This window comes from Acinetobacter sp. YH12156 (assembly GCF_013418235.1).
GTDB lineage: Bacteria > Pseudomonadota > Gammaproteobacteria > Pseudomonadales > Moraxellaceae > Acinetobacter > Acinetobacter pseudolwoffii.
Window position 1 is genome coordinate 73,591 of the sequence record NZ_VPCL01000002.1, and the last position, 22,436, is coordinate 96,026.

At 44.9% G+C, this 22,436-nt stretch carries 20 protein-coding genes; 12 read left to right on the forward strand and 8 right to left on the reverse strand.

What is annotated here, in order from left to right; genetic code table 11:
* Positions 1 to 15: 15 nt before the first annotated feature.
* Positions 16 to 834, reverse strand: a complete 819-nt coding sequence (locus FTU87_RS03335; RefSeq protein ID WP_180001023.1) for an exodeoxyribonuclease III — start codon at positions 832 to 834, stop codon at positions 16 to 18.
* A 40-nt stretch (positions 835 to 874) separates the two neighbouring features.
* Between FTU87_RS03335 and pyrE the strand changes: the two genes are divergently transcribed.
* A complete protein-coding gene (gene pyrE, locus FTU87_RS03340) occupies positions 875 to 1,525 on the forward strand; it encodes an orotate phosphoribosyltransferase (protein ID WP_180001022.1) in 651 nt (216 codons plus the stop codon).
* A 597-nt stretch (positions 1,526 to 2,122) separates the two neighbouring features.
* Here the strand turns inward: pyrE and FTU87_RS03345 are convergent.
* Complete coding sequence (locus tag FTU87_RS03345; RefSeq protein WP_005094999.1) at positions 2,123 to 2,332, reverse strand: cold-shock protein; 210 nt, start codon at positions 2,330 to 2,332, stop codon at positions 2,123 to 2,125.
* A gap of 547 nt (positions 2,333 to 2,879) precedes the next feature.
* Between FTU87_RS03345 and FTU87_RS03350 the strand changes: the two genes are divergently transcribed.
* Positions 2,880 to 3,206, forward strand: a complete 327-nt coding sequence (locus tag FTU87_RS03350; protein WP_005095001.1) for a hypothetical protein — start codon at positions 2,880 to 2,882, stop codon at positions 3,204 to 3,206.
* 149 nt (positions 3,207 to 3,355) lie between these two features.
* On the opposite strand, the gene FTU87_RS03355 is transcribed toward FTU87_RS03350, so the two are convergent.
* From FTU87_RS03355 to FTU87_RS03370, 4 genes are all read right to left on the reverse strand, one after another.
* A complete protein-coding gene (locus FTU87_RS03355; protein WP_180001021.1) occupies positions 3,356 to 4,324 on the reverse strand; it encodes a copper resistance protein B in 969 nt (322 codons plus the stop codon).
* Entirely contained in the window at positions 4,311 to 6,077 is a 1,767-nt protein-coding gene (locus FTU87_RS03360; RefSeq protein WP_180096676.1) for a copper resistance system multicopper oxidase, read from the reverse strand. Before FTU87_RS03360 ends, FTU87_RS03355 begins: the two co-directional genes overlap by 14 nt.
* Before the next feature lie 39 nt (positions 6,078 to 6,116).
* Positions 6,117 to 6,497, reverse strand: coding sequence for a hypothetical protein (locus tag FTU87_RS03365; RefSeq protein ID WP_227523614.1), 381 nt, complete (start codon positions 6,495 to 6,497; stop codon positions 6,117 to 6,119).
* A gap of 159 nt (positions 6,498 to 6,656) precedes the next feature.
* The gene (locus tag FTU87_RS03370) at positions 6,657 to 6,857 is read right to left on the reverse strand and encodes a DUF3565 domain-containing protein (protein ID WP_004281307.1); all 201 of its coding nucleotides are present in this window, start codon (positions 6,855 to 6,857) and stop codon (positions 6,657 to 6,659) included.
* A gap of 144 nt (positions 6,858 to 7,001) precedes the next feature.
* On the opposite strand from FTU87_RS03370, the gene gshB reads away from it, so the two are divergent.
* Positions 7,002 to 7,952: a glutathione synthase gene (gene gshB / locus FTU87_RS03375; protein WP_180001020.1), complete on the forward strand. Its 951-nt coding sequence runs from the start codon at positions 7,002 to 7,004 to the stop codon at positions 7,950 to 7,952.
* 383 nt (positions 7,953 to 8,335) lie between these two features.
* Here gshB and FTU87_RS03380 read toward each other — a convergent pair whose 3' ends face one another.
* Entirely contained in the window at positions 8,336 to 9,538 is a 1,203-nt protein-coding gene (locus tag FTU87_RS03380) for a CynX/NimT family MFS transporter (RefSeq protein WP_180001019.1), read from the reverse strand.
* Between the two features lie 419 nt (positions 9,539 to 9,957).
* Here FTU87_RS03380 and murG point away from each other — a divergent pair, with 419 nt between their 5' ends.
* The 7 genes from murG to lpxC all read left to right on the forward strand — a co-directional run bounded on the left by murG (position 9,958) and on the right by lpxC (position 18,072).
* Positions 9,958 to 11,064 carry an undecaprenyldiphospho-muramoylpentapeptide beta-N-acetylglucosaminyltransferase gene (gene murG, locus FTU87_RS03385; RefSeq protein ID WP_100356984.1) on the forward strand — a complete coding sequence of 369 codons (1,107 nt, stop codon included), beginning with the start codon at positions 9,958 to 9,960 and terminating at the stop codon, positions 11,062 to 11,064.
* A 3-nt stretch (positions 11,065 to 11,067) separates the two neighbouring features.
* Positions 11,068 to 12,516, forward strand: coding sequence for a UDP-N-acetylmuramate--L-alanine ligase (gene murC, locus FTU87_RS03390; protein ID WP_180001018.1), 1,449 nt, complete (start codon positions 11,068 to 11,070; stop codon positions 12,514 to 12,516).
* Positions 12,517 to 12,573: 57 nt separating this feature from the next.
* Positions 12,574 to 13,503, forward strand: coding sequence for a D-alanine--D-alanine ligase (locus tag FTU87_RS03395; RefSeq protein WP_005173261.1), 930 nt, complete (start codon positions 12,574 to 12,576; stop codon positions 13,501 to 13,503).
* 2 nt (positions 13,504 to 13,505) lie between these two features.
* On the forward strand, positions 13,506 to 14,360 hold the full coding sequence (locus tag FTU87_RS03400) for a cell division protein FtsQ/DivIB (protein WP_180001017.1): 855 nt from the start codon (positions 13,506 to 13,508) through the stop codon (positions 14,358 to 14,360).
* A gap of 70 nt (positions 14,361 to 14,430) precedes the next feature.
* A complete protein-coding gene (ftsA, locus tag FTU87_RS03405; RefSeq protein ID WP_100354935.1) occupies positions 14,431 to 15,693 on the forward strand; it encodes a cell division protein FtsA in 1,263 nt (420 codons plus the stop codon).
* A 159-nt stretch (positions 15,694 to 15,852) separates the two neighbouring features.
* Positions 15,853 to 17,043: a cell division protein FtsZ gene (gene ftsZ / locus FTU87_RS03410; protein ID WP_074383861.1), complete on the forward strand. Its 1,191-nt coding sequence runs from the start codon at positions 15,853 to 15,855 to the stop codon at positions 17,041 to 17,043.
* Between the two features lie 126 nt (positions 17,044 to 17,169).
* Complete coding sequence (gene lpxC, locus FTU87_RS03415; RefSeq protein WP_005095032.1) at positions 17,170 to 18,072, forward strand: UDP-3-O-acyl-N-acetylglucosamine deacetylase; 903 nt, start codon at positions 17,170 to 17,172, stop codon at positions 18,070 to 18,072.
* Positions 18,073 to 18,171: 99 nt separating this feature from the next.
* On the opposite strand, the gene FTU87_RS03420 is transcribed toward lpxC, so the two are convergent.
* Entirely contained in the window at positions 18,172 to 18,612 is a 441-nt protein-coding gene (locus FTU87_RS03420) for a DciA family protein (protein ID WP_180001016.1), read from the reverse strand.
* 107 nt (positions 18,613 to 18,719) lie between these two features.
* Here FTU87_RS03420 and FTU87_RS03425 point away from each other — a divergent pair, with 107 nt between their 5' ends.
* Both FTU87_RS03425 and aceE read left to right on the forward strand, forming a co-directional pair.
* Positions 18,720 to 19,403 (forward strand): M23 family metallopeptidase, encoded by a 684-nt coding sequence (locus tag FTU87_RS03425; RefSeq protein ID WP_005173245.1) that lies wholly within the window; start codon positions 18,720 to 18,722, stop codon positions 19,401 to 19,403.
* 328 nt (positions 19,404 to 19,731) lie between these two features.
* The gene (aceE, locus tag FTU87_RS03430) at positions 19,732 to 22,434 is read left to right on the forward strand and encodes a pyruvate dehydrogenase (acetyl-transferring), homodimeric type (RefSeq protein ID WP_100354934.1); all 2,703 of its coding nucleotides are present in this window, start codon (positions 19,732 to 19,734) and stop codon (positions 22,432 to 22,434) included.
* Positions 22,435 to 22,436 lie beyond the last annotated feature (2 nt).

The following is a 22,436-nucleotide window of genomic DNA, read 5'->3' on the forward strand; positions in this document are numbered from 1 at the left end:
ATTGATAGGTATCTTTTATAGTTTGTAGTCGATGATCACTGGGGCATGATCGCTAAACCATTGTTCCTTATACACCCAGGCATTGACGGTACGCTCTTTCCAGTCTGGTGAGCAGGCCTGATAATCAATCCGCCAACCGACGTTCTTGGCTCGGGCTTGTCCGCGGTTTGACCACCAGGAATACAGTTCAGCTTCTTTGCGTACTTCGCGGAACGTATCGACATAACCGAGTTCATCATAGATATGATCTAGCCAGGCGCGCTCATGTGGTAAACAGCCGGAAGATTTCTGGTTGCCGGACCAGTTTTTAATATCAATCCGTTTATGCACGATGTTGTAATCACCGCAGACAATCACCGATTTATTTTCATCGCGCCATTGTTTCAGGATTTTGGCATATTCTTCCAGAAAGTGATCTTTACGCGCTTGTGCTTCATCGCCTGATGAGCCGGAAGGTAGATACAATGAACAGATATGGGCCGTTTGCTCCAAACCTAAATCAAATTCGGCTGCAATAAAACGGCCTTGCGAATCTGCCAGTTCAAAGCCCAGACCATCGGTTAAAGAGACGAAGGGCAGGCGGCTATAAATCGCGGTACCGGCATAACCTGGACGTTCGGCAGGGAATAGATGAGTATACCAGCCTTCCGGTTTAAATTTATCGGTCCACTGCACATGGGTGATCCGGCTTTCCTGCATACAGATCACATCGGCATCCGACTGTTCCATCCATTCCAATAGGCCTTTGCTCACCGATGAGCGTAAACCGTTGACATTAATTGAAACGACACGAAGAATTTTTTGATCACCTGGATAGCTACTCTTTGGTATCATGCGCAAGTCTTACCTTAATTAATGGATTTAGGAGCACCTCATGCCAACGCCAGCTCAGTTTAACCCGCAAGCTTTTATCGAACTCGCATTATCACGCGGTGTGCTTAAATTTGGTGAGTTTACTTTAAAATCGGGACGTGTGAGTCCCTATTTTTTTAATGCGGGTCTGCTGAATGATGGTGAAGCCTTGACATTGCTGGCTTCTGGCTATGCAGCAAAATTAACGGTATGTGACCATGTGGAAGTGGTTTTTGGTCCTGCATATAAAGGTATTCCTTTTGTGGCAGCGACCGCTGTGGCGCTATCACAAAATCATGGGGTGAGTGTGCCTTGGGGTTTTAACCGCAAAGAAGCCAAAGATCATGGCGAGGGTGGCGTACTGGTGGGTGCTTCTGTAGCAGGTAAAAAAGTCTGGATCATTGATGACGTGATCACGGCAGGAACAGCGATTCGTGAAGTCGTGACAATCTTGAAAAATGCCGGTGCACAAATCGCAGGTGTTTTGGTTGCACTTGACCGTCAGGAAAAAGGTCAGGGCGATTTATCTGCCATTCAGGAAGTGCAGCAAGAGCTCGAGATTCCTGTACATGCCTTGATTACCATGAAAGATTTGATGGACTATCTGGAAACCAAGGGCGATCAAGAAGCTTTAGCTAAAATGGAAGATTATCGAGTTAAATACGGGATCTAAGCGGTGATCCTTATCGTAAAGGAAGCTACAGCTTCCTTTTTTGTTTTAAAGTTCAATTGATGTAGAAATTAAGCATTCAAATACAGGGTGAATACTTAAAAAACTAAGTCAAAGTTCTGTAATTCAAAGATTTTTAATATTAAAGACTTTCAATCTTGATGTAGATGAATACAGTTTAAAATACTGGAAATTGACAATAATATTCAGTGATTCTGTACGCATTTGCTTACGTGAGTTCAAGCCGTTTGCGTCTATACGCGCTGTGCTGCATTGCCTATGATGAATTCATCAGGAACAGGATGTTCCATAAAAGAATAACAAGAGATAAATACAAGGAAAGTAAGGTAAGACAGGAATCATACCCAGCGAACCAACACGAAAATCCCCCGGCAGGATGCTGGGGGTTTTTCATTTTTAGCGATTCATGCAGGCCCAGATGTAGCAGGCTTAGACGCGGGGAGAATAAATAAGATGATTTACTGGTTTAAATGACTGGAATAGGTTTAAAAAGCATCACCAACCGATCGCTTTTGAAGATTGTTAATCTTTAGAGCCAAAAAAAGCACCTTAAGGTGCTTTTTTTATTGCTGGGCTAAATTATAGCGCAACGATATTGATCGCGTTCGGGCCTTTTTGACCTTCAACTACGCTGAAAGAAACGCGTTGGCCTTCAAACAATGTTTTGAAGCCAGAACTGCTAATTTCTTTAAAATGAGCAAAAACGTCAGGACCTGATTCTTGTTGAATAAAACCAAAACCTTTAGTTTCGTTAAACCATTTCACTGTACCGGTAACTGTAGTAGACATAATATAACCTATCAAATTTTTAATAATTTTAGCCATTGAAATGACTATGGATAACTTTGAAAAACAACAAGAATTGAAATAAAGATCTGAAAAAACTGAGGATTATAAAATAACACTGCGGTACTTAAAGAAGTTTAACTAAACAACACTTTTTTCTAGTTGAGTACAGTATAACCTAAATCAGCAAATATTCAAGTTTTTTATATTTATTATTTATTTTTCTTATAAATATGGGTGGATCTTTCTTTTTTAAATATGTGCTGGTCAATTTTTTTAGTATGACTGACTGTATAAAGATTTACTCAAGCAAAACAACAAACATACATTTTACTTACGTTACTTTATGTTAATAAAACTGAACCAGTACGCGGAAAGATTTTTCTAAGTGAATGTATTTTATAACATTGGGTAAATTTGTAGCTGGCTTGTTTAAGATAGTTCTGGTCATTGTTCAGCTATTCAAAGGCCCCTATATTAAAAACACATGGAAAAATTAACTATAAGAATTTCTTAATTTTAATTTAAAACCAGAATAAGAGTGAGTCTCATGGATTACTGGAATTGTGTTTTATTAATCTCCATTATTGCAGTTGTAGGCCTAACGATTATTATCCTGCTGGTCGGCTGTAAAATCTGGAAAAACCTGATCGTCACTTTACTGATTTCGACCATAATGAGTTTTTTGATTATCTATGCCATCAACTTTATCTTTGGAAAGAGTCTGCATTTCCTTTGGGGTCACCGGGAAGTCGGGAATCTTGACTTTATGCTTGAAATTGGGCTGATGAGTCTGGTGATTGGTGGGGTAATCACCTTTATGATTATGTTAGGCACCTTGATTGCCAAAAGTAATGATAAACAGAGTGAGGAATAGAAACAGAGAGCAGGCAGTAGCAATGCTTTCTCTGGACAATACACAGCCTCCTTCTCTTGAGTCAATTTAATAACAGCCGACGAAGTATGAATGGATTTTTCATACTTCGTCGTGGTCTTACCTTTTATCTTAAAAATGATAATCCGTCCTTAAAACATCATTTTAAGTCCTAAAGCATAGATCCAGCCCTGGTCAGAGCCGGATGCCTGCTGCCAGGCAGTCTGTTTGTTTCCTTTGCTATATTCATAGCCAACCTGCAGATAAGGCATGACTTTTTTACTGATCTCATAACGGGTTTCTAGTCCTAATGTCGCATGACTCAGACCAGATTTTTTCGCACTCGCAGCTTGATCATTGAAAATGATATCCAGTTCAATAAAGGGCTGCATAATCAGTTTCTGAGTCAGCAACAGGTCACGTTCTGTTTCCAGTTTGAATCCGACAAAATCATCTTCACCGACATAGAGATAGGCATCGGTTTCAAAAAAATAAGGGGCCAGGCCATGCAGTCCAAGCACTGCATCGAAACGTTCATTTTGTAGGGAAGCTGTATGCTGGCTTATATTTTCCTGACGGTAGCGCAAACCGGTTTGTACATCCCAGAAATCGGAAATATTACGGCTATACAGGATTTCGGCCGCATAGTCAGCCTGACTCGATTCAGATTTATCTGCCTGCAGCTTGAGAAAAACCTTGTTTTCATCAGTACCAATTCTGGCTTCATTCTCTGATTTAAAAGCGCCATTTCCAGCTGAATTGATTTGCCATTTCTGGTCCAGAATGACTTGGCTATAAATCTGTGCACCATGTTCTTTCCGATGGTCATGCTCCGCAGTAGCGCCAACAGGTTTTTCGTGCCCTACAGATTCTTGATCAGATAAAGATCGAGCTTGTTGGGTATGTGAGCGTAGATCCGGCACTGCAATAGGAGCGCTATGATGTACTGCGGTTTTGCTAGGATGATGATCCTGATGATCCTGATGATCCTGATGATCCTGATGATCCTGATGATCCTGATGATCCTGATGATCCTGATGATCCGCTGCCAATATACTGAAACTCGCCACGAGCAGTGCACTGCTTAATACCGATTTTAAAAAGAGCTTAGTGATGTGCATGGCTTTCTCCTTGATCCACTGCTGGCTTTGACGGCATTTGTTGCGGCGAAGCATGAGAAGCTTGATCGTCATTCACATGTGCCACAATCAGCTTATTCATCATGCCGGCACTCATGTGATAGAGCAGATGGCAGTGAATCGCCCATTCTCCCAGTTCATCTGCCGTTAATAAGGTTGTGAGCGTTTTTCCAGGTGGCACAATCACGGTGTGTTTATTTGGCATCTGTGCAGCAGATTGACCATTTTCCAACTGCATAAACATGCCATGTAAATGCATCGGATGCGCCATCATGCTGTCATTGATAAATTTCAAACGGATCCGTTCGCCATATTGCACCTGCAATGGTTCGGCATCACTGAATTTTTTACCATTGATGGTCCAGATATAACGTTCCATGGTTCCACCCAGACGAATCACCAGTTCACGTTCTGCGGCTCGGGTATCGGTTTGTGGCGTCAGGGCTTTGAGGTCTTGATATTGCAATGCTTTATGCCCTGCAGGTGTAGACATATTGACCCAACCCTCAACCGGTGGATGAGACGGATTTGTCTTGGGTATAGCACTGTGACCTGCGTGCATGTCGTGCTGGGCATGCTCATCATGTTTAGGCGTATCTGTTGCAGATTTCGTGGTCTGACTGCTGTGTGCGGTATGAGACATGTCATGCGGTTCGCCATGTCCCATATCTTCCATGGTCAATAAGGCACGTGGACGTGGCGTCGGTAATTGAATCGGATGTGTCGCTGGATCAGCCTCATTGTGCAAGCTGCCAATGGCAAAGCCTGAACGGTCGATCGATTCGGCTTCAATCTGGTAATGAGGTGCAGTTGGTTCCACAATCACATCATACGTTTCAGCAGTTCCGATACGGAATTCATCTACAGTGACCGGCTGTACAGCTTGTCCATCGGCGCTAACCACGGTCATTTTAAGCTGGGGAATACGTACATCGAAAAACGACATGGCCGAGGCATTAATGAATCGCAGACGAACCTTTTCATTCGGTTTAAATTGGCCGCTCCAGTTCTGTTGCGGGGTTTTGCCATTGATTAAAAAGGTATAACCGCTGACATCAGACAGGTCGGTTTTCAACATGCGCATCTGGTTCCACATTTTGCGATCTGACCAGGTGGCCTTGAGACCGTCACGTTTTACCTGCTGGAGTACATCGCCCACGGTTTCACGCTGATTCTGATAATATTCAGCCGATTTTTTTAAATTATTCTGAATCTGCTGGCTGTCCTGTTCATGAAAATCCGACAGCATCACCACATAATCCCGCTCGGTTTTTTCATGCTCAGGCATCGGTGTTTGTGCTTTAGGATAAATCACCAAGGCACCATATAAGCCGTCCTGTTCCTGGCCTTTGGAATGCGCATGATACCAATAGGTACCGTTTTGACGAACCTTGAAACGATAAGTAAAAGACTGCTTCGGTTTGATACCCTGAAAACCATTAAATCCAGGGACACCATCCATTAGGCCGGGCAGGAGCAGGCCATGCCAGTGCAGCGAGGTATCTTGATTCTTCAGGTTATTTTGCACATGAATCACCGCATCATCACCTTCTTCGAATTCCAGCAAGGGGGCAGGGAATTTTCCGTTTACGGTAATCCGTTTGACCGTCTTTCCGGTGAGATTGAGCGGACTTTCATCAATAACCAGATGATATTCTTTAACAGCTGCAAAAACTGCAGACGATGACATCAGGCAAATGCCCAGACATAGGCATTGGGGAATTTTAATTAACATCACTTAATCCTTAATTAATAAAAAATTGAATATTCAGGATTAAGTTTTGGGTGGGCGCAGGATTTCCTGCCAATAACCGGCAAGGTGTTTGGCATGATAAGTTGGGAGGAGGGTTCTTTCTAGAGAATGATGGTCGAATACTGTCAGTTCAGGGGCCGAAATTTGCAAGCCGCTCATCTGGCTTTGACAGGCCATCGTACTGCAATCCAGACAGTCTTGTGAGTGCTGTGGCATATCCGGAAAACAGTCAGCCTGTGTCAGGTCTTGATCTGAGTTATGCGCAGATTCATGCATAGCATGAGAGGTGGAGGCTTTTACCATGTCCAGACAATGGCTGCTCATCTGTTCAGACGACATGACCAAATGCATGGTTGTTGCAGAAGCAACAGACACACTGCTCCAGCCTATGGCAAAAACCATAAGCATCACCAACCAGATCTGTTTGACGAGCCGTGTGAGCAAAGTCCACCCTGAAAAAAACGCTGCATGTTTGAGCAATAAAAGCATAAACGCAGTGACTGCAATTAGCAAATCCTGTGCGAGATTATTTTTAGTCAGCTACATCACACTTTTATAGGTTCAGGTTTCAGTTTCGCACTTTTCACATTTTTTACAGTCCAGCAGCATGCCAAGCTTTTCTTTGCGACCTTGCTCGGTCATCACCCAGGGCCGATTTTGCCACGGCGGGGTATGCCGTACATGCTGGCCATGTCCGCAGGCCAGCTCTGCAACCCAATGCTGTTCTTCATCCAAATGAAAACCGATAATTGCCTGTTGCATGGCAAACCTCCTTTTGAGCTCAATCTGCCTCAGTACTTATCTAAAAATCTATACAGAACAAGTCATGCAAAATCACCATAAACAAAAGAATCCACACAAGCTATACTCCTTGCTAAGTCATTTTTTGAAAAAGAGCAGAGACACATGCGCGTACTTGTTGTGATGGATCCCATCGAAAATGTAAACCTGAAGAAAGACTCGACCATGGCCATGCTTTGGGCAGCAGCACGCCGTGGGCATGAGCTTGGTTATGCATTACAACAAGATTTATATATTGAGCAGGGCAAAGCTTTTGGTTTGATAGTGCCGCTACAGGTGTTTGAAGACTATGATCACTATTATGAACTCGGTGAAAAAAAGAAAGAATCCATCGCTGCTTATGATGTGGTGTTGATGCGTAAAGATCCACCTTTTGATATGAATTTTGTCTACACCACTTATATTCTGGAGCAGGCAGAACGCGAAGGTGCATGGATTGTTAACAAGCCACAAAGCCTGCGTGACTGTAATGAAAAACTGTTTGCGACCCAGTTCCCGCATCTGCAAGTTCCGACACTGGTGACTTCGCAGCAAAGCCTGATTCGTGAGTTTCTCAAAGAACAGGTCGATGTGATTGTGAAACCGCTGGATGGCATGGGGGGTACTGGAATTTTCCGCCTGTATCAGGATGGCATCAATATTGGTTCAACCATTGAAATGCTGACCAATAACGGTACCCAGCCGATTATGGCACAGCGTTATATTCCTGAAATTGTCGAAGGCGATAAACGTATCCTGATGATTAATGGCGAGCCAGTACCATATTGCTTGGCCCGTATTCCACAAAATGGTGAAGTGCGCGGCAATCTGGCGGCAGGCGGTCTGGGAGAAGCACGTCCACTGACTGAAAATGACCGCGCCATTGCGGCAAAAGTAGGCCCTTATCTTAGAGAAAAAGGTCTGGTTTTTGTAGGACTGGATGTGATTGGTAATTATGTCACTGAAATTAATGTAACCAGCCCAACCTGTATTCGTGAAATTGATGACCAGTTTGGAACCTCAATTGCCGATGATCTGTTTGCTGTATTAGAGGCAGGCCGTTCGCAGCAGGTTTAAACCAGACAGAAAAAGAGCCTCATCTGAGGTAATGCTGATCAGTTAAGGAGTTTAGAAATAGACTCTTTAATTTTTTAGTCATTCAATGCGGAGTATTAATGTTATAAATCAAATTCTTGTAAATTATTTGTTACTTTGGTTTCGCCCAAATGAGAAGCGAAGCTTCGCAAGGAAGGCATCTTGCGGAGCAACACTCCTCACCGCAAAACTCGTCAGCCTCCATCGACTAGTAAATTTGTCGCAGAAACAATCATTTTTAAATCTAGTCCTGCCTCAAACAGTTGCGGATGACTTTTCTACTTGTCAAATATGATCATGAATTTAAAAAAGAAAATTCTAGTCAATTTCTTAACTGACTGGCATTACTCATCTGAGGCTCTTTTTTATTGAGCATAACGCTTAAATAAAAGCAGCGTCATCAATATTCCTAAGATAGAAAGACAGGCTGTGACTGTCGCGATATGGGCCCATTGTTGTGTCGTGGATACCAGTGCCGCACTCAGAGGAGGTACAAAGAATTGCGCACAGGCTGAAACCTGTAAAACCAGACCGACACTGGCGGCTGCGGCATTGGCACGCGGTGCATAGCGCAGGGTAATCGCAAAGATCGTGGTCGGAATCATCCCGCCAATGAGTGAAAACAGTACGGCACTCACAAACTGTAATTCAAATGACAGCCAAGAGCTTGCCGCAAAAGTCAGCAAGCTGCTGCACAGCATGGCGATAAATCCTGTGCTTAACAGGGTTTTGGGTTTCCAGCCACCTTGCAGCAACATACCTGCGCCAAAGGTACCGCCTAAATTAGCAAGCACCACCATCGAGACCAGAGCCCCTGCGACTTTTAAATCAATCCCATGTTCGACATACAGGGTAGGCAAGAATCCAGTCACGGTTATCCACTGACTGGTATAACAGGCAAAAATAATGGCCAAACACAAAATCGGTGGGTGAGTCAGGGTCACTTTAATAATTTGCCAGAAGGAGGTATTTTCTGTGCCGGCTTGCGGGTGATTCGGCTGTACCGGTGTGACCGCTTCAAGATATAAATACCGTTTAATCATCACTGCAATGAGCAGACAGAGACTCCCTAAAATGGCCCAAATGCTTTGCCAGCTCAGGTATTCAAGCAACATGGGAATGGTAAAGACAGCAAGACTGACACCAACCCCCATATAGGAACTCCAGAGTCCCATTTTAAAATTGAGTGTTTCAGCTCGGCTGATACGTTTGAGAATGGCAGGGGCACATAAGGAGATAGTTAAAAATCCGATCCCTTCAGTAAAACGGAAGAAATACAACGCCGCGACATGCTGAATCCAGAGGCCTGCCATACTGCTGAGGCCTAAAATGATCAATGCCAAGATCAGACAGCGTTTTAAACCGACTTTTTCTGACAATGCACCAATACACAAGGCAAACAGCATCCCCGCGCCTTGAACCAGAGATAGGGAAAAACCGGCTTGCGTAAAGCTGAGACCTAAATCCTGTTGTAAAATGGGAAGAACCGCAGAAAGTTTCCCGACATGAATAGCCGCCAAATAGCCGGCCAAAATAATCCATAGGTCACGAATTGATATTTTTGACATTTATAATGATTTAATCCATTCAATCAATGTGCTAATACAGCTAAAAAAGTATATAGCGATATGGATAACATAAAATTTTATTAAGATTTATATGATTTAGGCATAAGTTAATAGAGCAATTAAACTGGTGAATGAATAGAAATTGCTGAGAAAATCCCGAAAAACAAATAGATCTAACAAATACAGTGAGGGAAAGATTAAATGAAAGAGGGTTAAAATTGTGTTTATATGTCACTTAAGTCTAAGGAAAAATGCCTGCCTGATAACAAAACTAGTTTAAACTTTAAAATCGTATGAAAAAAACAATTAATGCCTTGTTGAAATAAAGTAAATAAACTTTCAAGGCCCTACAATTGTGATTACAATTGACCACTTAAATCAGATTTCCTGTTCCATTTTTTAAATTGAAGAATTAGACCGTGACCGACGCTCAGCAAAAACAGCCTAAACATGTCATGATGATGGCCGCAGGTACGGGTGGACATGTGTTTCCAGCGTTAGCCGTTGCAAAAAACTTACAACAACAAGGGATTGAAGTGTCTTGGCTGGCTACGCCTGCAGGCATGGAAAATCGTTTATTAAAAAATCAGAATATTCCTATTTATCAAATTGATATTCAGGGTGTGCGTGGTAATGGTTTTGTACGTAAGGCCTTGGCCCCTTTTAAAATCATGAAAGCGACTTTTAGTGCCATGAAATACATGAAGCAGCTAAAAGTCGATGCCGTAGCCGGCTTTGGTGGTTATGTGGCAGGGCCGGGTGGTCTGGCTGCGCGTATTCTAGGCATTCCGGTGCTGGTTCATGAGCAGAATGCGGTGGCCGGTTTTACCAATAGCCAATTGTCGCGTGTTGCCAAGACGGTGTGTCAGGCGTTTCCGGACACCTTTCCCGCACAGGATAAAATCGTGACCACGGGCAATCCGGTGCGCCAAGAAATTAGTGACATTTTAAATCCGTCCTGGCGTTATCAGGAGCGTGAAAAAGCAGGATTACCCTTACGCATTTTAATCGTGGGCGGATCTTTGGGGGCGCAGGCCTTAAATGAACGGGTGCCTGAAGCCTTAAAACAGTTCAATGTGCCTTTAAATGTCTATCATCAGTGTGGTCAAAACCATGCTGAGGCGACGCGTGCACGTTATGCCAATGCTCCGGCAAATCTGCACGTCGAAGTCCAGCCTTTTATTGAAGATATGGCCAAAGCCTATAGTGATGCCGATGTGGTGATCTGTCGTGCTGGCGCATTGACGGTGACCGAAATTGCGACGGCAGGTGTGGCTGCGATTTTTGTACCGCTTCCAAGTGCGGTGGATGATCACCAGACTGCCAATGCCGGTTTTCTGGCCAAGATTAATGCGGCAAAAATCTGCCCACAGGCCAGCATGACCCCGGAAAGTTTAAAAACCTTATTAGAGCCGATGCTGAATCGCCAGCTATTAATGGAAATGGCGGTAAAAGCACGTCGACAGGCTCAACCCGATGCGACTCAACATGTGGTCCGTTTAATTCAAGAATTATCATTCGAGTAAACTATGTCTCCAGTAACCCCCGCTGAACAAGCGAAAAAATTAATTAAAGTGCCGGAAATGCGCCGTATCAAACACATTCATTTTGTGGGCATTGGCGGTGCAGGCATGTGTGGTATTGCCGAAGTATTGAAAAATCAGGGCTATAAAGTTTCCGGTTCAGATATCAAGGCATCCAATACCACGGCGCAGCTGGAAGAAAATGGGATCAAGGTTTATATCGGGCACACTGCAAATAATATTAAAGGGGCCAATGTGATCGTGGTGTCTACTGCGATTGACAAGGAAAACCCGGAAATTAAAACCGCGATTGAAAGTCGTATTCCTGTGGTTCGCCGTGCAGAAATGCTGGGTGAGCTGATGCGTTACCGTCATGGTATTGCGGTTGCCGGCACGCATGGCAAAACCACAACCACCAGTCTGATCACCTGTATGCTGGCAGAAGAAAACATGGATCCAACCTATGTGATCGGTGGTTTGCTGAACCGTACCGGTATGAACGCAGCCTTGGGCGCCAGCCGTTATATCGTGGCCGAAGCCGATGAGTCAGATGCTTCTTTCCTGCACCTGGAACCGATGGCTGCCGTGGTGACCAATATTGATGCCGATCATATGGATACCTATGGCGGTAGCTTCGATGTCCTAAAAGATACCTTTATCCAGTTCCTGCAAAAACTGCCATTTTACGGCTTGGCCGTAGTCTGTGGTGATGATGCCAATATCCGTGAAATCATGCCGCGGATTGCACGTCCGTTACTGACTTATGGTTTCAATGAAGACAATGACATCCGCGCAGTAGATGTTGATCAGGATGGTATGCAAACCCACTTTACCGTATTGCGTAAAGAGCGTGAGCCATTGCGTGTAACGGTCAACCAGCCAGGCTTGCATAATGTGCTGAATGCCTTGGCCGCGATTGGTATAGCAACCGATGAAGGCGTGTCTGATGCTTCAATCTGCCGTGCACTGGAAGGTTTCAGTGGTGTGGGTCGCCGCTTTGAAGTTCAGGGTGAGTTTGCGATTGAGGGTGGTGACGTGAAACTGGTGGATGACTATGGTCATCATCCAAAAGAAGTCGAAGCCACCATTAAAGCCGCGCGTCAGAGTCATCCGGATCGTCGCCTGGTGATGATGTTCCAGCCACACCGTTATAGCCGTACCCGTGACTGTTTTGATGATTTTGTGGAAGTACTTTCTACTGTAGACCAGTTATTGTTATTGGATGTTTATCCTGCCGGTGAAAAACCGATTGTAGGGGCGGACAGCCGTACTTTAGCCCGCAGCATTCGTTTACGTGGCGAAGTTGAGCCAATTCTGGTCGATGCGGTGGACGGTAATCTGAATCAGATCATGAGAAAAGTATTGCAAGCAAATGACTTGTTATTAACCCAAGGCGCAGGTAATGTTGGAGCAATCTCAGTCGAACTTGCGCAAAATCACTTATATATAAAATAGTCATCTTGCATGACTGAATTGAATTGACCAGATTGAAAAAAGTTTAAGGATATAAACGTGTCAAATGCTTCAAAATTCGGAAAAGTTGCCGTGTTGCTTGGTGGTAAATCTGCAGAGCGTGAGGTTTCTCTAGACAGTGGTACGGCGGTACTTGAGGCATTAGTGCGTTCAGGGGTCAATGCGGAAGCTTTTGACCCGCAGCAACGTAGTGTCACAGAACTGGTAAATTATGACCGTGCTTTCATTGTATTGCATGGTCGTGGTGGTGAAGACGGTCAGATTCAGGGTGTACTGGAATGGCTAAATGTGCCCTATACCGGTACGGGGGTACAAGGCTCTGCAATCGGCATGGACAAGGTCAAGACCAAGCAGGTCTGGCAGGGTTCGGAATTGCCGACAGCGCCTTATCGTATTGTTACCAAAGATTCCGATGCAGCTGATATCGTCAATTCTTTAGGCCTGCCTTTGATTATCAAACCGGTACATGAAGGTTCCAGTATCGGCATGAGCAAGGTTGAAAAAATTGAAGACTTTGCAGAAGCAATTGCCAAGGCAACTGAACATGATGCCGTGGTGATGGCAGAACAATGGATTACCGGCCGTGAATTCACCATTGTGGTTTTAAATGGTCAGGCGCTGCCTGTGATTCGTCTTGAACCACCTCAAGATGTTGCTTTCTATGATTATGAAGCCAAATATAACCGTAATGATGTGCAATATGGCATTCCATGTGGTTTGACCGAAGCTGAAGAGCAACAGTTAAAAGCCCTGAGTCTGCGTGCATTTCAGGCAGTCGGTGCCAGCGGTTGGGGCCGGATTGATGCCATGCAGGATGAACAGGGCAACTTCTGGCTGCTGGAAGTGAATACCGTACCGGGCATGACCAGTCATTCTTTGGTGCCAAAAGCGGCAGCTGCAGTCGGTTATAGTTTTGATGACCTGTGTGTTGCGATTCTGGAACAGACCCTGACCGGGTCGGCACACTAAATATGGCTCAACTTCCTGTTTCCATGCGCCGTAAACGTGCTGCGATTACCTCAATTCACGACAAGCCGCCGACACGCAAAGAAAAGCTGTCCAATTTTGGTGGCTGGTTATTGTTGTGTATTGCAGTGCTGGTGCTGGCCTTTGGAATATTGGGCTTATATAAAGTCATGACCAATACCGAAGTGGCAGAGCTGGGCGTGTTAGGTACCCGCTCGGCTGCTGAACAGCGTCAGGTCATGCAATATGTGTCACCGGTTGTGACCGAAAACTATTTTACTTCGGATCTGGAAGCGATCCGAGATCGTACCTTGGAGCTGTCCTGGGTGGATCGGGTGGTGGTTTCCCGAGCCTGGCCAAATGGCATTCGGGTACGGATCATGCCACATCATGCGATTGCACGTTGGGGCACAGGACGTTTATTGAGTGACAGTGGTGTCATTTTCACCGAAGTCACACCCAAGAATTATGAGGCATTACCGTTACTACATGGGCCAGCGAGCCATGCAGAAACCATGATGCGTCGTTATAATGAAATTAATCAGTTATTTTTGCCACACGGCATTCGTCTAAAAGAACTCTATCTCACCGAGCGAATGACCTGGTTTATGCAGTTTGATTCGGGTTTAAGAATAATTGTTGATAAAGATCAGACCATGAGCAAATTACAGCGCTTGAGCCATCTGTCTCAAAGCGACTTAAAGCCGGTCTGGTCTAAAATTTCGGCCATCGACCTGCGTTATCGCAATGGATTGTCGATACAGTGGAAAAATTCAATTCCGCCTAAAATTGTAAATGGACATTTTATTGTAACCATTGATGACACGGGCGTTGAGAATAAGGTAACAGTAAAGCCATAATGATCGGCTTTAAAAAATAGAGGCATTTAAAGCCATAAATCTAACAAACACGTAATGGTAGTAGTGAATAATGAGTGAAGCTGTTCCCTCGGTTGTGGCGATTGACATTGGGACACACAAAGTTTCAGTTTTGATTGGCAAGGTACACGCGCCAGACAATATCCAAGTGATTGGTATGGCCACCGCTCGTAACCGAGGCATGAGTAAAGGGAAAATTGTCAGTCTCGATAAAGTTATTACTGCAATTAAAAATGCCGTTCAAGAAGCAGAAGATATGGCGGAATGTCGTGTACATTCTGCCTGGGTTTCTATTCCAAGTGCCGAATTAAAAAGCTTTTATGCTTCAGGTCGTACCTCGATTGACAATAGCGAACATGCGATTACCACCAGTGAAGTGGTGCGTGCACTGGAATTGGCCAAAGCCAGTCATTTGACTTCAGATCATTATCTGGTCAGTGCTGTGCCTCTGGGTTTTGAGCTGGATGATTCACCGGAATGGGTGCTAAACCCGATTCGTATGTCGGCACATAGCATGACCGGGCATTATCATCTGATGATGCTGCCAATCAGTACCATGCAGAATATTGACCGTGCCCTGAAAGGTGCCAATATTGGCGTGGAAAAAATGGTGGTGTCGAGCCTGGCCACTGCCGAAGCCAGCCTGCTCAAAGATGAAAAAGAATATGGCGTCTGTCTGGTCGATATCGGTGCCGGCACCACCAATGTGGCGGTATATGTGGATGGTCGTCTGGCCTTAACCCATACCTTCCAGCGTGGTGGCGAGCATGTGACCCGTGATATTGCGGCGGTGTTACAGACCACGACCGAAGAAGCTGAACGCCTGAAACTGCTGTATGGCTGCGTAGACCTGAAAGTGGTTAAGCCTGACCATATGATTCAGTTCCAGGGGATTGATGGGCCACAAACCATCAGCCGGATTGAGCTGACCGAAATTATCATGGCGCGTTATGACGAGATTCTTGGATTGGTGCGTGATGAACTGGTGAAAAATGGCGCGATCCAGGGCTTGTATCATGGTGTGGTCCTGACCGGTGATGCCAGTCATATTGAAGGTATGGTGAGTTTTGTACGCCGTACCTTGGGTGTGTCAGCTCATTTGGGTAATCCACCAACGCAGGTGTATGCCGATGAACAGCATCAGGCGGCGCTACGCCGTTCGCAATATAGTACGGTCGCGGGTTTGCTGATGTTTAGTCAGAGTGATACTCAAGACACGATTGTAGAACAGGATGATGTAGAGCGATTATCGTTAACTCAGCGCGTCAAGCGGGCTTGGTCTGGCTTTAATGACACCTTGAAATCAATCTTTTAAGTCGATTTTTATTGTGAATATTGTTGAGAAGATGTAGTTAATCGGGCTTGTACTTGACAAGTTAACGCATGAGCAGCATTCTTAAAAACAATTTTATTAAGATTAAGGCAGTGTACGGGCTTAGTGACTGCCAATTATGAATTAGGAATTTTATAGGTCATGGCCTCATTTGAATTTTTCGAAGACGATCATAGCGATAGCAATGGTCAAGCCCGTTTCACTGTGTTTGGTGTAGGCGGTGCGGGTGGTAATGCTGTACAACACATGTTGCAGTCCGATATCCAGGGCGTAAAGTTTGTTTGTGCCAATACGGACAAGCAGGCACTCGATCGCATGGAAGCCGAATTTAAAATTCAGCTGGGTGAGCAAAGTACCCGTGGTCTGGGTGCAGGTGCCAATCCGCAAGTGGGTCAGACTGCAGCAGAAGAAAGCCGTGAACTGATCCGCCAGCAGCTTGAAGGGACCGATATGGTCTTTGTCACTGCGGGTATGGGCGGTGGTACCGGAACGGGTGCTGCGCCAGTGGTTGCTGAAATTGCCAAAGAAATGGGTATCCTGACGGTTGGTGTGGTGACGACGCCATTCAACTTTGAGGGCAAGCGCCGTTTACAATCTGCGGAAAAAGGCATTGAAGCGCTTGAGCAGCATGTCGACTCATTGATCATCATTCCAAATCAGCGTTTATTGAAAGTCTTCCGTGATATTTCAATGAAAGATGCCTATAAAAAAGCGGATGATGTGCTACTGAATGCGGTACGCAGTATTTTTGATCTGGTGGTACGTCCGGGTCATATCAACCTTGACTTCGCCGATTTGAAAACAGCGATGAGTACTCGTGGTTATGCCATGATGGGTGTTGGTTTAGGCCGTGGTGAAAACCGTGCCCGTCAGGCTGCTGAACAGGCTATTCGTAGCCCATTACTCGATAACGTAACCATCATGAATGCCAAAGGTATTCTGATTAACGTAACGGGTGGCGATGATGTCACTTTTGGTGAAATTGAAGAAATCACCGATGTTGTTAACCAGATTGTCGATTTGGATGAAGGTCAGGTGTTCTACGGTACGGTATTTGATCCGGATGCACGTGATGAAATCAGTGTGACCGTGATTGCAACGGGTTTAACCCGTCATGCAGCGGATTCGGTTGAACCGACCAAACGTACCAATGTACAGGCAACGCGCCCAGCAGCAGCTTCACAGGCTGTGGTAGAAGATGATGATGTACCAGCGATTCAGCGCCAACAGCATGAAACCGCTACGCCAGCGAATGTTTCAGCATCAGTTTCAAGCCCGCGTCCAACACCAATGAGTATTCAGGATTATCTTAAGAATCAACAGCGTAAATAACATGTAACATCATGTGTTTACCATGATTACACAGGAAAGGTGGCTTTTAAGCCACCTTTTTGTTTTTTCTCAATGGCCAAATATGCTAACGTATAGCGGTTTTATTGATGAACAGATGAAAGAAGCATGTTGAAACAACGTACCCTGAAACGTATCGTGAAAGCGAGCGGAATCGGTCTTCACAGTGGGCAAAAAGTCATGATTAACTTTGTGCCGCACCATGCCGATGGGGGAATTGTGTTTCGTCGTATTGACCTGAATCCGCCGGTCGACATTCCTGCCGATGCGATGCTGATTCAGGAAGCTTTCATGTGCTCGAATCTGGTTCAGGAAAATGCCAAAGTCGGTACGATTGAACATGTCATGAGTGCGATTGCCGGTTTAGGAATTGATAACCTGATTATCGAAGTCTCTGCCTCTGAAGTGCCGATTATGGATGGCAGTGCAGGCCCGTTTATCTATCTGCTCATGCAAGGTGGTCTGCAAGAACTGGATGCTGCGAAAAAATTCGTCAAGATTATTAAACCGGTTGAAGCACTGATTGATGATAAGCGTGCCATTTTTAGTCCGCACCATGGCTTCCAGCTGAATTTCACCATTGATTTTGATCATCCTGCTTTTAAAAAAGAACATCAGTCCGCCAGTATCGATTTCTCGACTGAAACTTTTGTTTATGAAGTTAGTGAAGCGCGTACCTTTGGTTTTATGAAAGATCTGGATTATCTCAAAGCCAATAATCTGGCACTGGGAGCCAGTTTGGAGAATGCCATTGGTGTGGATGAAACCGGAGTGGTGAATGAAGAGGGTCTAAGATTCTCTGATGAATTTGTACGCCATAAAATTTTGGATGCAGTCGGGGATTTGTATCTGCTTGGACATCAGATCATTGCCAAATTTGATGGTTATAAATCTGGACACGCTTTAAATAATCAGCTGTTGCGCAATGTGAAAAGTGATCCAAGCTGCTATGAAATTGTAACATTTGATGACGAGGCCAATTGTCCAATCATGTATGTGAATGTGACATAAGTCATTGTGTTTGTGTCTTTATGTTTTAGTTATTGCGTCAATAGTGTGACATGTGTCGCATAATACTGCTTTTCTAATTTATTACATTTGATTGCTATGTTACTTTTTATTGCTTGCCAAACGTAGCAAAGCTTGGCTAAGCTTAGAGTCGCTTATAAAGTCAGCTGCACCACGAAGTAATTCCTGTGTTTCTGCATTTAAGGCTCTTTCAGGTGTTGCTGCAACAGGTTGCGTTTGTGAAGGATTCCGCAAGCAAACTTGAAGTTTTGTAAGATCTGTTAATTCATTTATTTGAGAGAGTTGTGAAATGTATTGCTTTTGAAGATAGGCCAATTGACTGATCATGGCCTGGTTTTCACCGGTAATCGTTAACACACCATTTTGATAGCACACAACTTGCCAGCGTTCCGGTTGGGGCAATAGCGGTTGTACGAGTTTCGTAAGTTTCTGCCAGGCAGCAACTTGTGATGAGAGAAACGAAAAGTTTCCTGTTTTTATCTGTTTTCTGGTTTGTTGAAAAACGTTGACAGGTTCTGACATACATAATTCCTACATGTTTATGTCTTAATCTTATGCGCTTCTTTTAGTGGATATCAAGGATAGAGATCTTCAAGGAACTCGATTAAAGCAGTTTAGAGAGGTTTTTTATGCATATGCGACGTATTTTGTTGGCATTTTCTTTATCAGTTTCAGCTGCTTCGGTAGCCTTTGCAGATTTAGTCAATCTAAATCAAGAAAATGGTTCAACAGATCGTATCGAGCAATTGACGCGTACTCTGGCACAGGGTGCATATACTCATCCAGATGATATCGATATTCCGGCGCAAACCAAATTGAATGTCCAGCTACGTGAAAAGCCAGTTGAGCTTAACAATCGCACGCTGGCACAGAAGTATGCAAATACCTCATCTAATCGAGCTGCTGCAAATAGTGCTTATTCCTGGCTGATCGCTCATCCCTTACCCAATTCTCGCGTAAGTTCAAATTACGGTGGTCGTACCATGGGTGGCCGTGCTGAAAATCACTCAGGTCTTGATCTTGCAGCGCCAAGTGGTACACCAATTTATGCCACAGGCCCAGGTATTGTAACCAAATCAGGTTGGGGTACGGGTTATGGTCAATATGTTGAAATCAATCATGGCAATGGCTATTTAACACGTTATGCTCATGCTTCACGTCTTATTGCACGTGTGGGAGAGCAGGTACAGGCAGGTGATCATATTGCCAACGTTGGCTGTACTGGCCGCTGTACCGGTCCACACTTGCATTATGAAGTAGTAAAAGACGGTCAACGTAAAAACCCATCTACTTATTTGGCTATGTTACCTTAAGTATAGACCTGAATTTCTATTAGGCTCTTTATACATAAGCATCTCTCCAATAAGCATTTCAAAGCGATTAAGCTAAGGCTCTTCAACCCACATTGAAGGGTTCTTCAGATAATCGCTTTTAAGTCTGATATTATCACCAACTATTATAATGAATGTATAATAAATCTCCTATATTGACTATTTTTTGTTATGTTGTGTAATTAAACGTCACCAATCATTTAGTTCCTAAATAGTACTGCCAAATCGCATTCAGCCAGAGCCATACCTGCTGAGGTCTCAAATATGGTACATATAAGACATTAAATTAGGCTTTTAGGAACTGTAGATTATGGCGTTTTATGGCGATACAGACGCGCAAGAAACCCAAGAATGGCAAGATGCATTTGACTCTGTTTTGCAACACATGGGTACCGAGCGTGCAGCATTTTTATTAGAAAAACTTTATCAACGCGCAATTGCAAAGCATGTTCCTATTCAGCGTTTAAATACTCCCTACTTAAATACGATTTCCGTTGAAGAACAACCGGCAATGCCGGGCGACCAGGATATGGAACGCCGGATTCGTGCGCTGGTTCGCTGGAATGCCTTGGCAATGGTATTACGCGCGAATAAAACCGGTGATGATCTCGGTGGTCACCTGGCGAGTTTTGCTTCTTCCGCAACCCTTTATGATGTGGGCTTTAACCACTTCTTCCGCGCCAATAGCGACAGCTTCGGCGGCGACATGATCTATTACCAGGGTCACTGTGCACCTGGTATCTATGCGCGTTCATTTTTAGAAGGACGTTTGACTGAAGAGCATCTGAATAATTTCCGTCGTGAAGTAGGCGGTAAAGGTCTGCCATCTTATCCGCATCCTTATTTGATGCCGGACTACTGGCAGTTCCCAACCGTATCGATGGGTCTGGGCCCAATCATGTCGATTTATCAGGCACATATTCAAAAGTACCTGATGAACCGTGGCCTGATCAAAGAAGAAGATCGTAAGGTTTGGGCGTATTTGGGTGATGGCGAGATGGACGAGCCGGAAAGCCTGGGTGCAATTTCTCTGGCAGGTCGCGAAAAGCTCGATAACCTGATCTGGGTGGTGAACTGTAACTTGCAACGTCTGGATGGTCCGGTACGTGGTAATGGCAAGATCATTCAGGAACTTGAGTCACTATTCCGCGGCGCAGGCTGGCGTGTGATTAAAGTGGTGTGGGGCCGTCATTGGGATCCACTACTGGATAAAGATAAATCCGGTGCACTGAAAGCAGTGATGGAAGAAGCCGTCGATGGCGATTTCCAGCGTTACCAGGTCAAAGGTGGTGCTTACGCACGTGAAAAGTTCTTCGGTAAATACCCAGAAGCCAAAGAGCTGGTCAAGGATTTAAGCGACGAAGATATTGATAATCTGAACCGCGGTGGCCACGACCCGTACAAAGTCTTTGCGGCTTATGCCGAAGCATGTACGGCCAAAGGTCAGCCGACCGTGATTCTGGCGAAAACCGTCAAAGGTTATGGTTTGTCCGAGGAAATCGAAGCAGTCAACAAAACTCACCAAATCAAGAAGATGCAAATCAATTCTTTGAAATACGTGCGTGACCGTTTCAATCTTCCGTTCACCGATGAACAGCTGGAAGAAGTACCATTCTACCGTCCAAGTGAAAATTCGCCTGAAATCAAATATATGAAGGCGCGTCGTGAAGCATTGGGTGGTTATCTGCCGGCACGTCGTAAGGAAAGCGAACAGCTGGCGATTCCTGGACTTTCAGTATTTGATTCGGTCTTGGCCGGTTCAAATGGTAAAGAACAATCGACCACGATGGTGATGGTACGTTTAATCTCTGCGCTTCTTAAAGAGAAAGCAATTAAAGACCGTGTTGTTCCGATTGTGCCAGATGAAGCACGTACTTTTGGTTTGGAGGGCATGTTCCGCCAGCTCGGTATCTATGCTGCGCATGGTCAGAAATATACGCCTGAAGACCAAGAACAGTTGATGCATTATCGTGAAGCCAAAGACGGACACATGTTGCAAGAAGGAATTAACGAAGCCGGCGCCATGAGTGCCTGGGCCGCGTTAGGCACCAGTTATTCAACCAATAACCTGCCAATGATCCCGATGTACATGTACTACTCGATGTTCGGTTTCCAGCGTATCGGTGATATTGCATGGGCAGCCGGTGATGCACAGGCACAAGGTTTCTTGCTCGGTGCAACTGCAGGTCGTACTACACTAAACGGCGAAGGCTTGCAGCATCAGGATGGTCATTCCCATATTCTGGCCAATACCATTCCAAACTGTGTCTCTTATGACCCATGTTTTGGTTATGAACTGGCAGTGATCGTGCATGACGGTTTACAACGTATGTATGTGAATCAGGAACGTGTGTTCTATTACCTGACCGTGATGAACGAAAACTACGAGCATCCGGAAATGCCAAAAGGTGTTGAAGAAGGCATCAAGCGTGGTATGTACTTACTGGAAGAAGATGAAAAAGCCACGGTTCAGTTACTGGGCTCGGGTGTGATCCTGCGTGAAGTGATCAAGGCGGCGAAGATTCTGCGTGAGGAATATCAAATTCACTCAAATGTCTACAGTGTCACCAGCTTCAATGAACTGGCACGTGATGGTATGGCATGTGAAGAATACAACCGCCTGCATCCACTTGCTGAGGATGTGAAAGAAGCATGGATATCGAAACAGCTACGCGGTACCGAAGGTATTGTGGTGTCTGCAACTGATCATATGCGTGCCTATAGCGAACAGATTCGTGCCTATCTTCCAGATGGCCGCCCATTTGTGGCACTCGGTACCGATGGTTATGGCCGTTCAGATACACGTGGTAATTTACGTAGCTACTTCGGTGTCGATGCTGCCCATATTGTGGTGGCAACTCTGAAAAAACTGGCAGATGAAGGTGAAGTTGATCCGCGCCTGGTGAAAGACGCGATCTCGACGTTTGAGCTGGATACCGATCGTCCGGTGGCTTGGGCACCGCAAGACACCCCATCTGTACATGCTGTTGCTGACTACAAAGAGGAGAACTAAGC

Excerpts from the sequence above, each read along its gene's own strand:
- FTU87_RS03350 (WP_005095001.1), top strand. The coding sequence starts at position 2,880 with ATGGATTACTGGAATTGTGTTTTATTAATCTCCATTATTGCAGTTGTA.
- ftsZ (WP_074383861.1), top strand. The coding sequence starts at position 15,853 with ATGGCCTCATTTGAATTTTTCGAAGACGATCATAGCGATAGCAATGGT.
- FTU87_RS03365 (WP_227523614.1), bottom strand. The coding sequence starts at position 6,497 with ATGGTTTTTGCCATAGGCTGGAGCAGTGTGTCTGTTGCTTCTGCAACA.
- murC (WP_180001018.1), top strand. The coding sequence starts at position 11,068 with ATGTCTCCAGTAACCCCCGCTGAACAAGCGAAAAAATTAATTAAAGTG.
- FTU87_RS03345 (WP_005094999.1), bottom strand. The coding sequence starts at position 2,332 with ATGTCTACTACAGTTACCGGTACAGTGAAATGGTTTAACGAAACTAAA.
- gshB (WP_180001020.1), top strand. The coding sequence starts at position 7,002 with ATGCGCGTACTTGTTGTGATGGATCCCATCGAAAATGTAAACCTGAAG.
- FTU87_RS03400 (WP_180001017.1), top strand. The coding sequence starts at position 13,506 with ATGGCTCAACTTCCTGTTTCCATGCGCCGTAAACGTGCTGCGATTACC.
- FTU87_RS03370 (WP_004281307.1), bottom strand. The coding sequence starts at position 6,857 with ATGCAACAGGCAATTATCGGTTTTCATTTGGATGAAGAACAGCATTGG.
- FTU87_RS03420 (WP_180001016.1), bottom strand. The coding sequence starts at position 18,612 with ATGTCAGAACCTGTCAACGTTTTTCAACAAACCAGAAAACAGATAAAA.
- ftsA (WP_100354935.1), top strand. The coding sequence starts at position 14,431 with ATGAGTGAAGCTGTTCCCTCGGTTGTGGCGATTGACATTGGGACACAC.
- pyrE (WP_180001022.1), top strand. The coding sequence starts at position 875 with ATGCCAACGCCAGCTCAGTTTAACCCGCAAGCTTTTATCGAACTCGCA.
- FTU87_RS03380 (WP_180001019.1), bottom strand. The coding sequence starts at position 9,538 with ATGTCAAAAATATCAATTCGTGACCTATGGATTATTTTGGCCGGCTAT.
- FTU87_RS03355 (WP_180001021.1), bottom strand. The coding sequence starts at position 4,324 with ATGCACATCACTAAGCTCTTTTTAAAATCGGTATTAAGCAGTGCACTG.
- lpxC (WP_005095032.1), top strand. The coding sequence starts at position 17,170 with ATGTTGAAACAACGTACCCTGAAACGTATCGTGAAAGCGAGCGGAATC.
- aceE (WP_100354934.1), top strand. The coding sequence starts at position 19,732 with ATGGCGTTTTATGGCGATACAGACGCGCAAGAAACCCAAGAATGGCAA.
- FTU87_RS03360 (WP_180096676.1), bottom strand. The coding sequence starts at position 6,077 with ATGTTAATTAAAATTCCCCAATGCCTATGTCTGGGCATTTGCCTGATG.
- FTU87_RS03335 (WP_180001023.1), bottom strand. The coding sequence starts at position 834 with ATGATACCAAAGAGTAGCTATCCAGGTGATCAAAAAATTCTTCGTGTC.
- FTU87_RS03425 (WP_005173245.1), top strand. The coding sequence starts at position 18,720 with ATGCATATGCGACGTATTTTGTTGGCATTTTCTTTATCAGTTTCAGCT.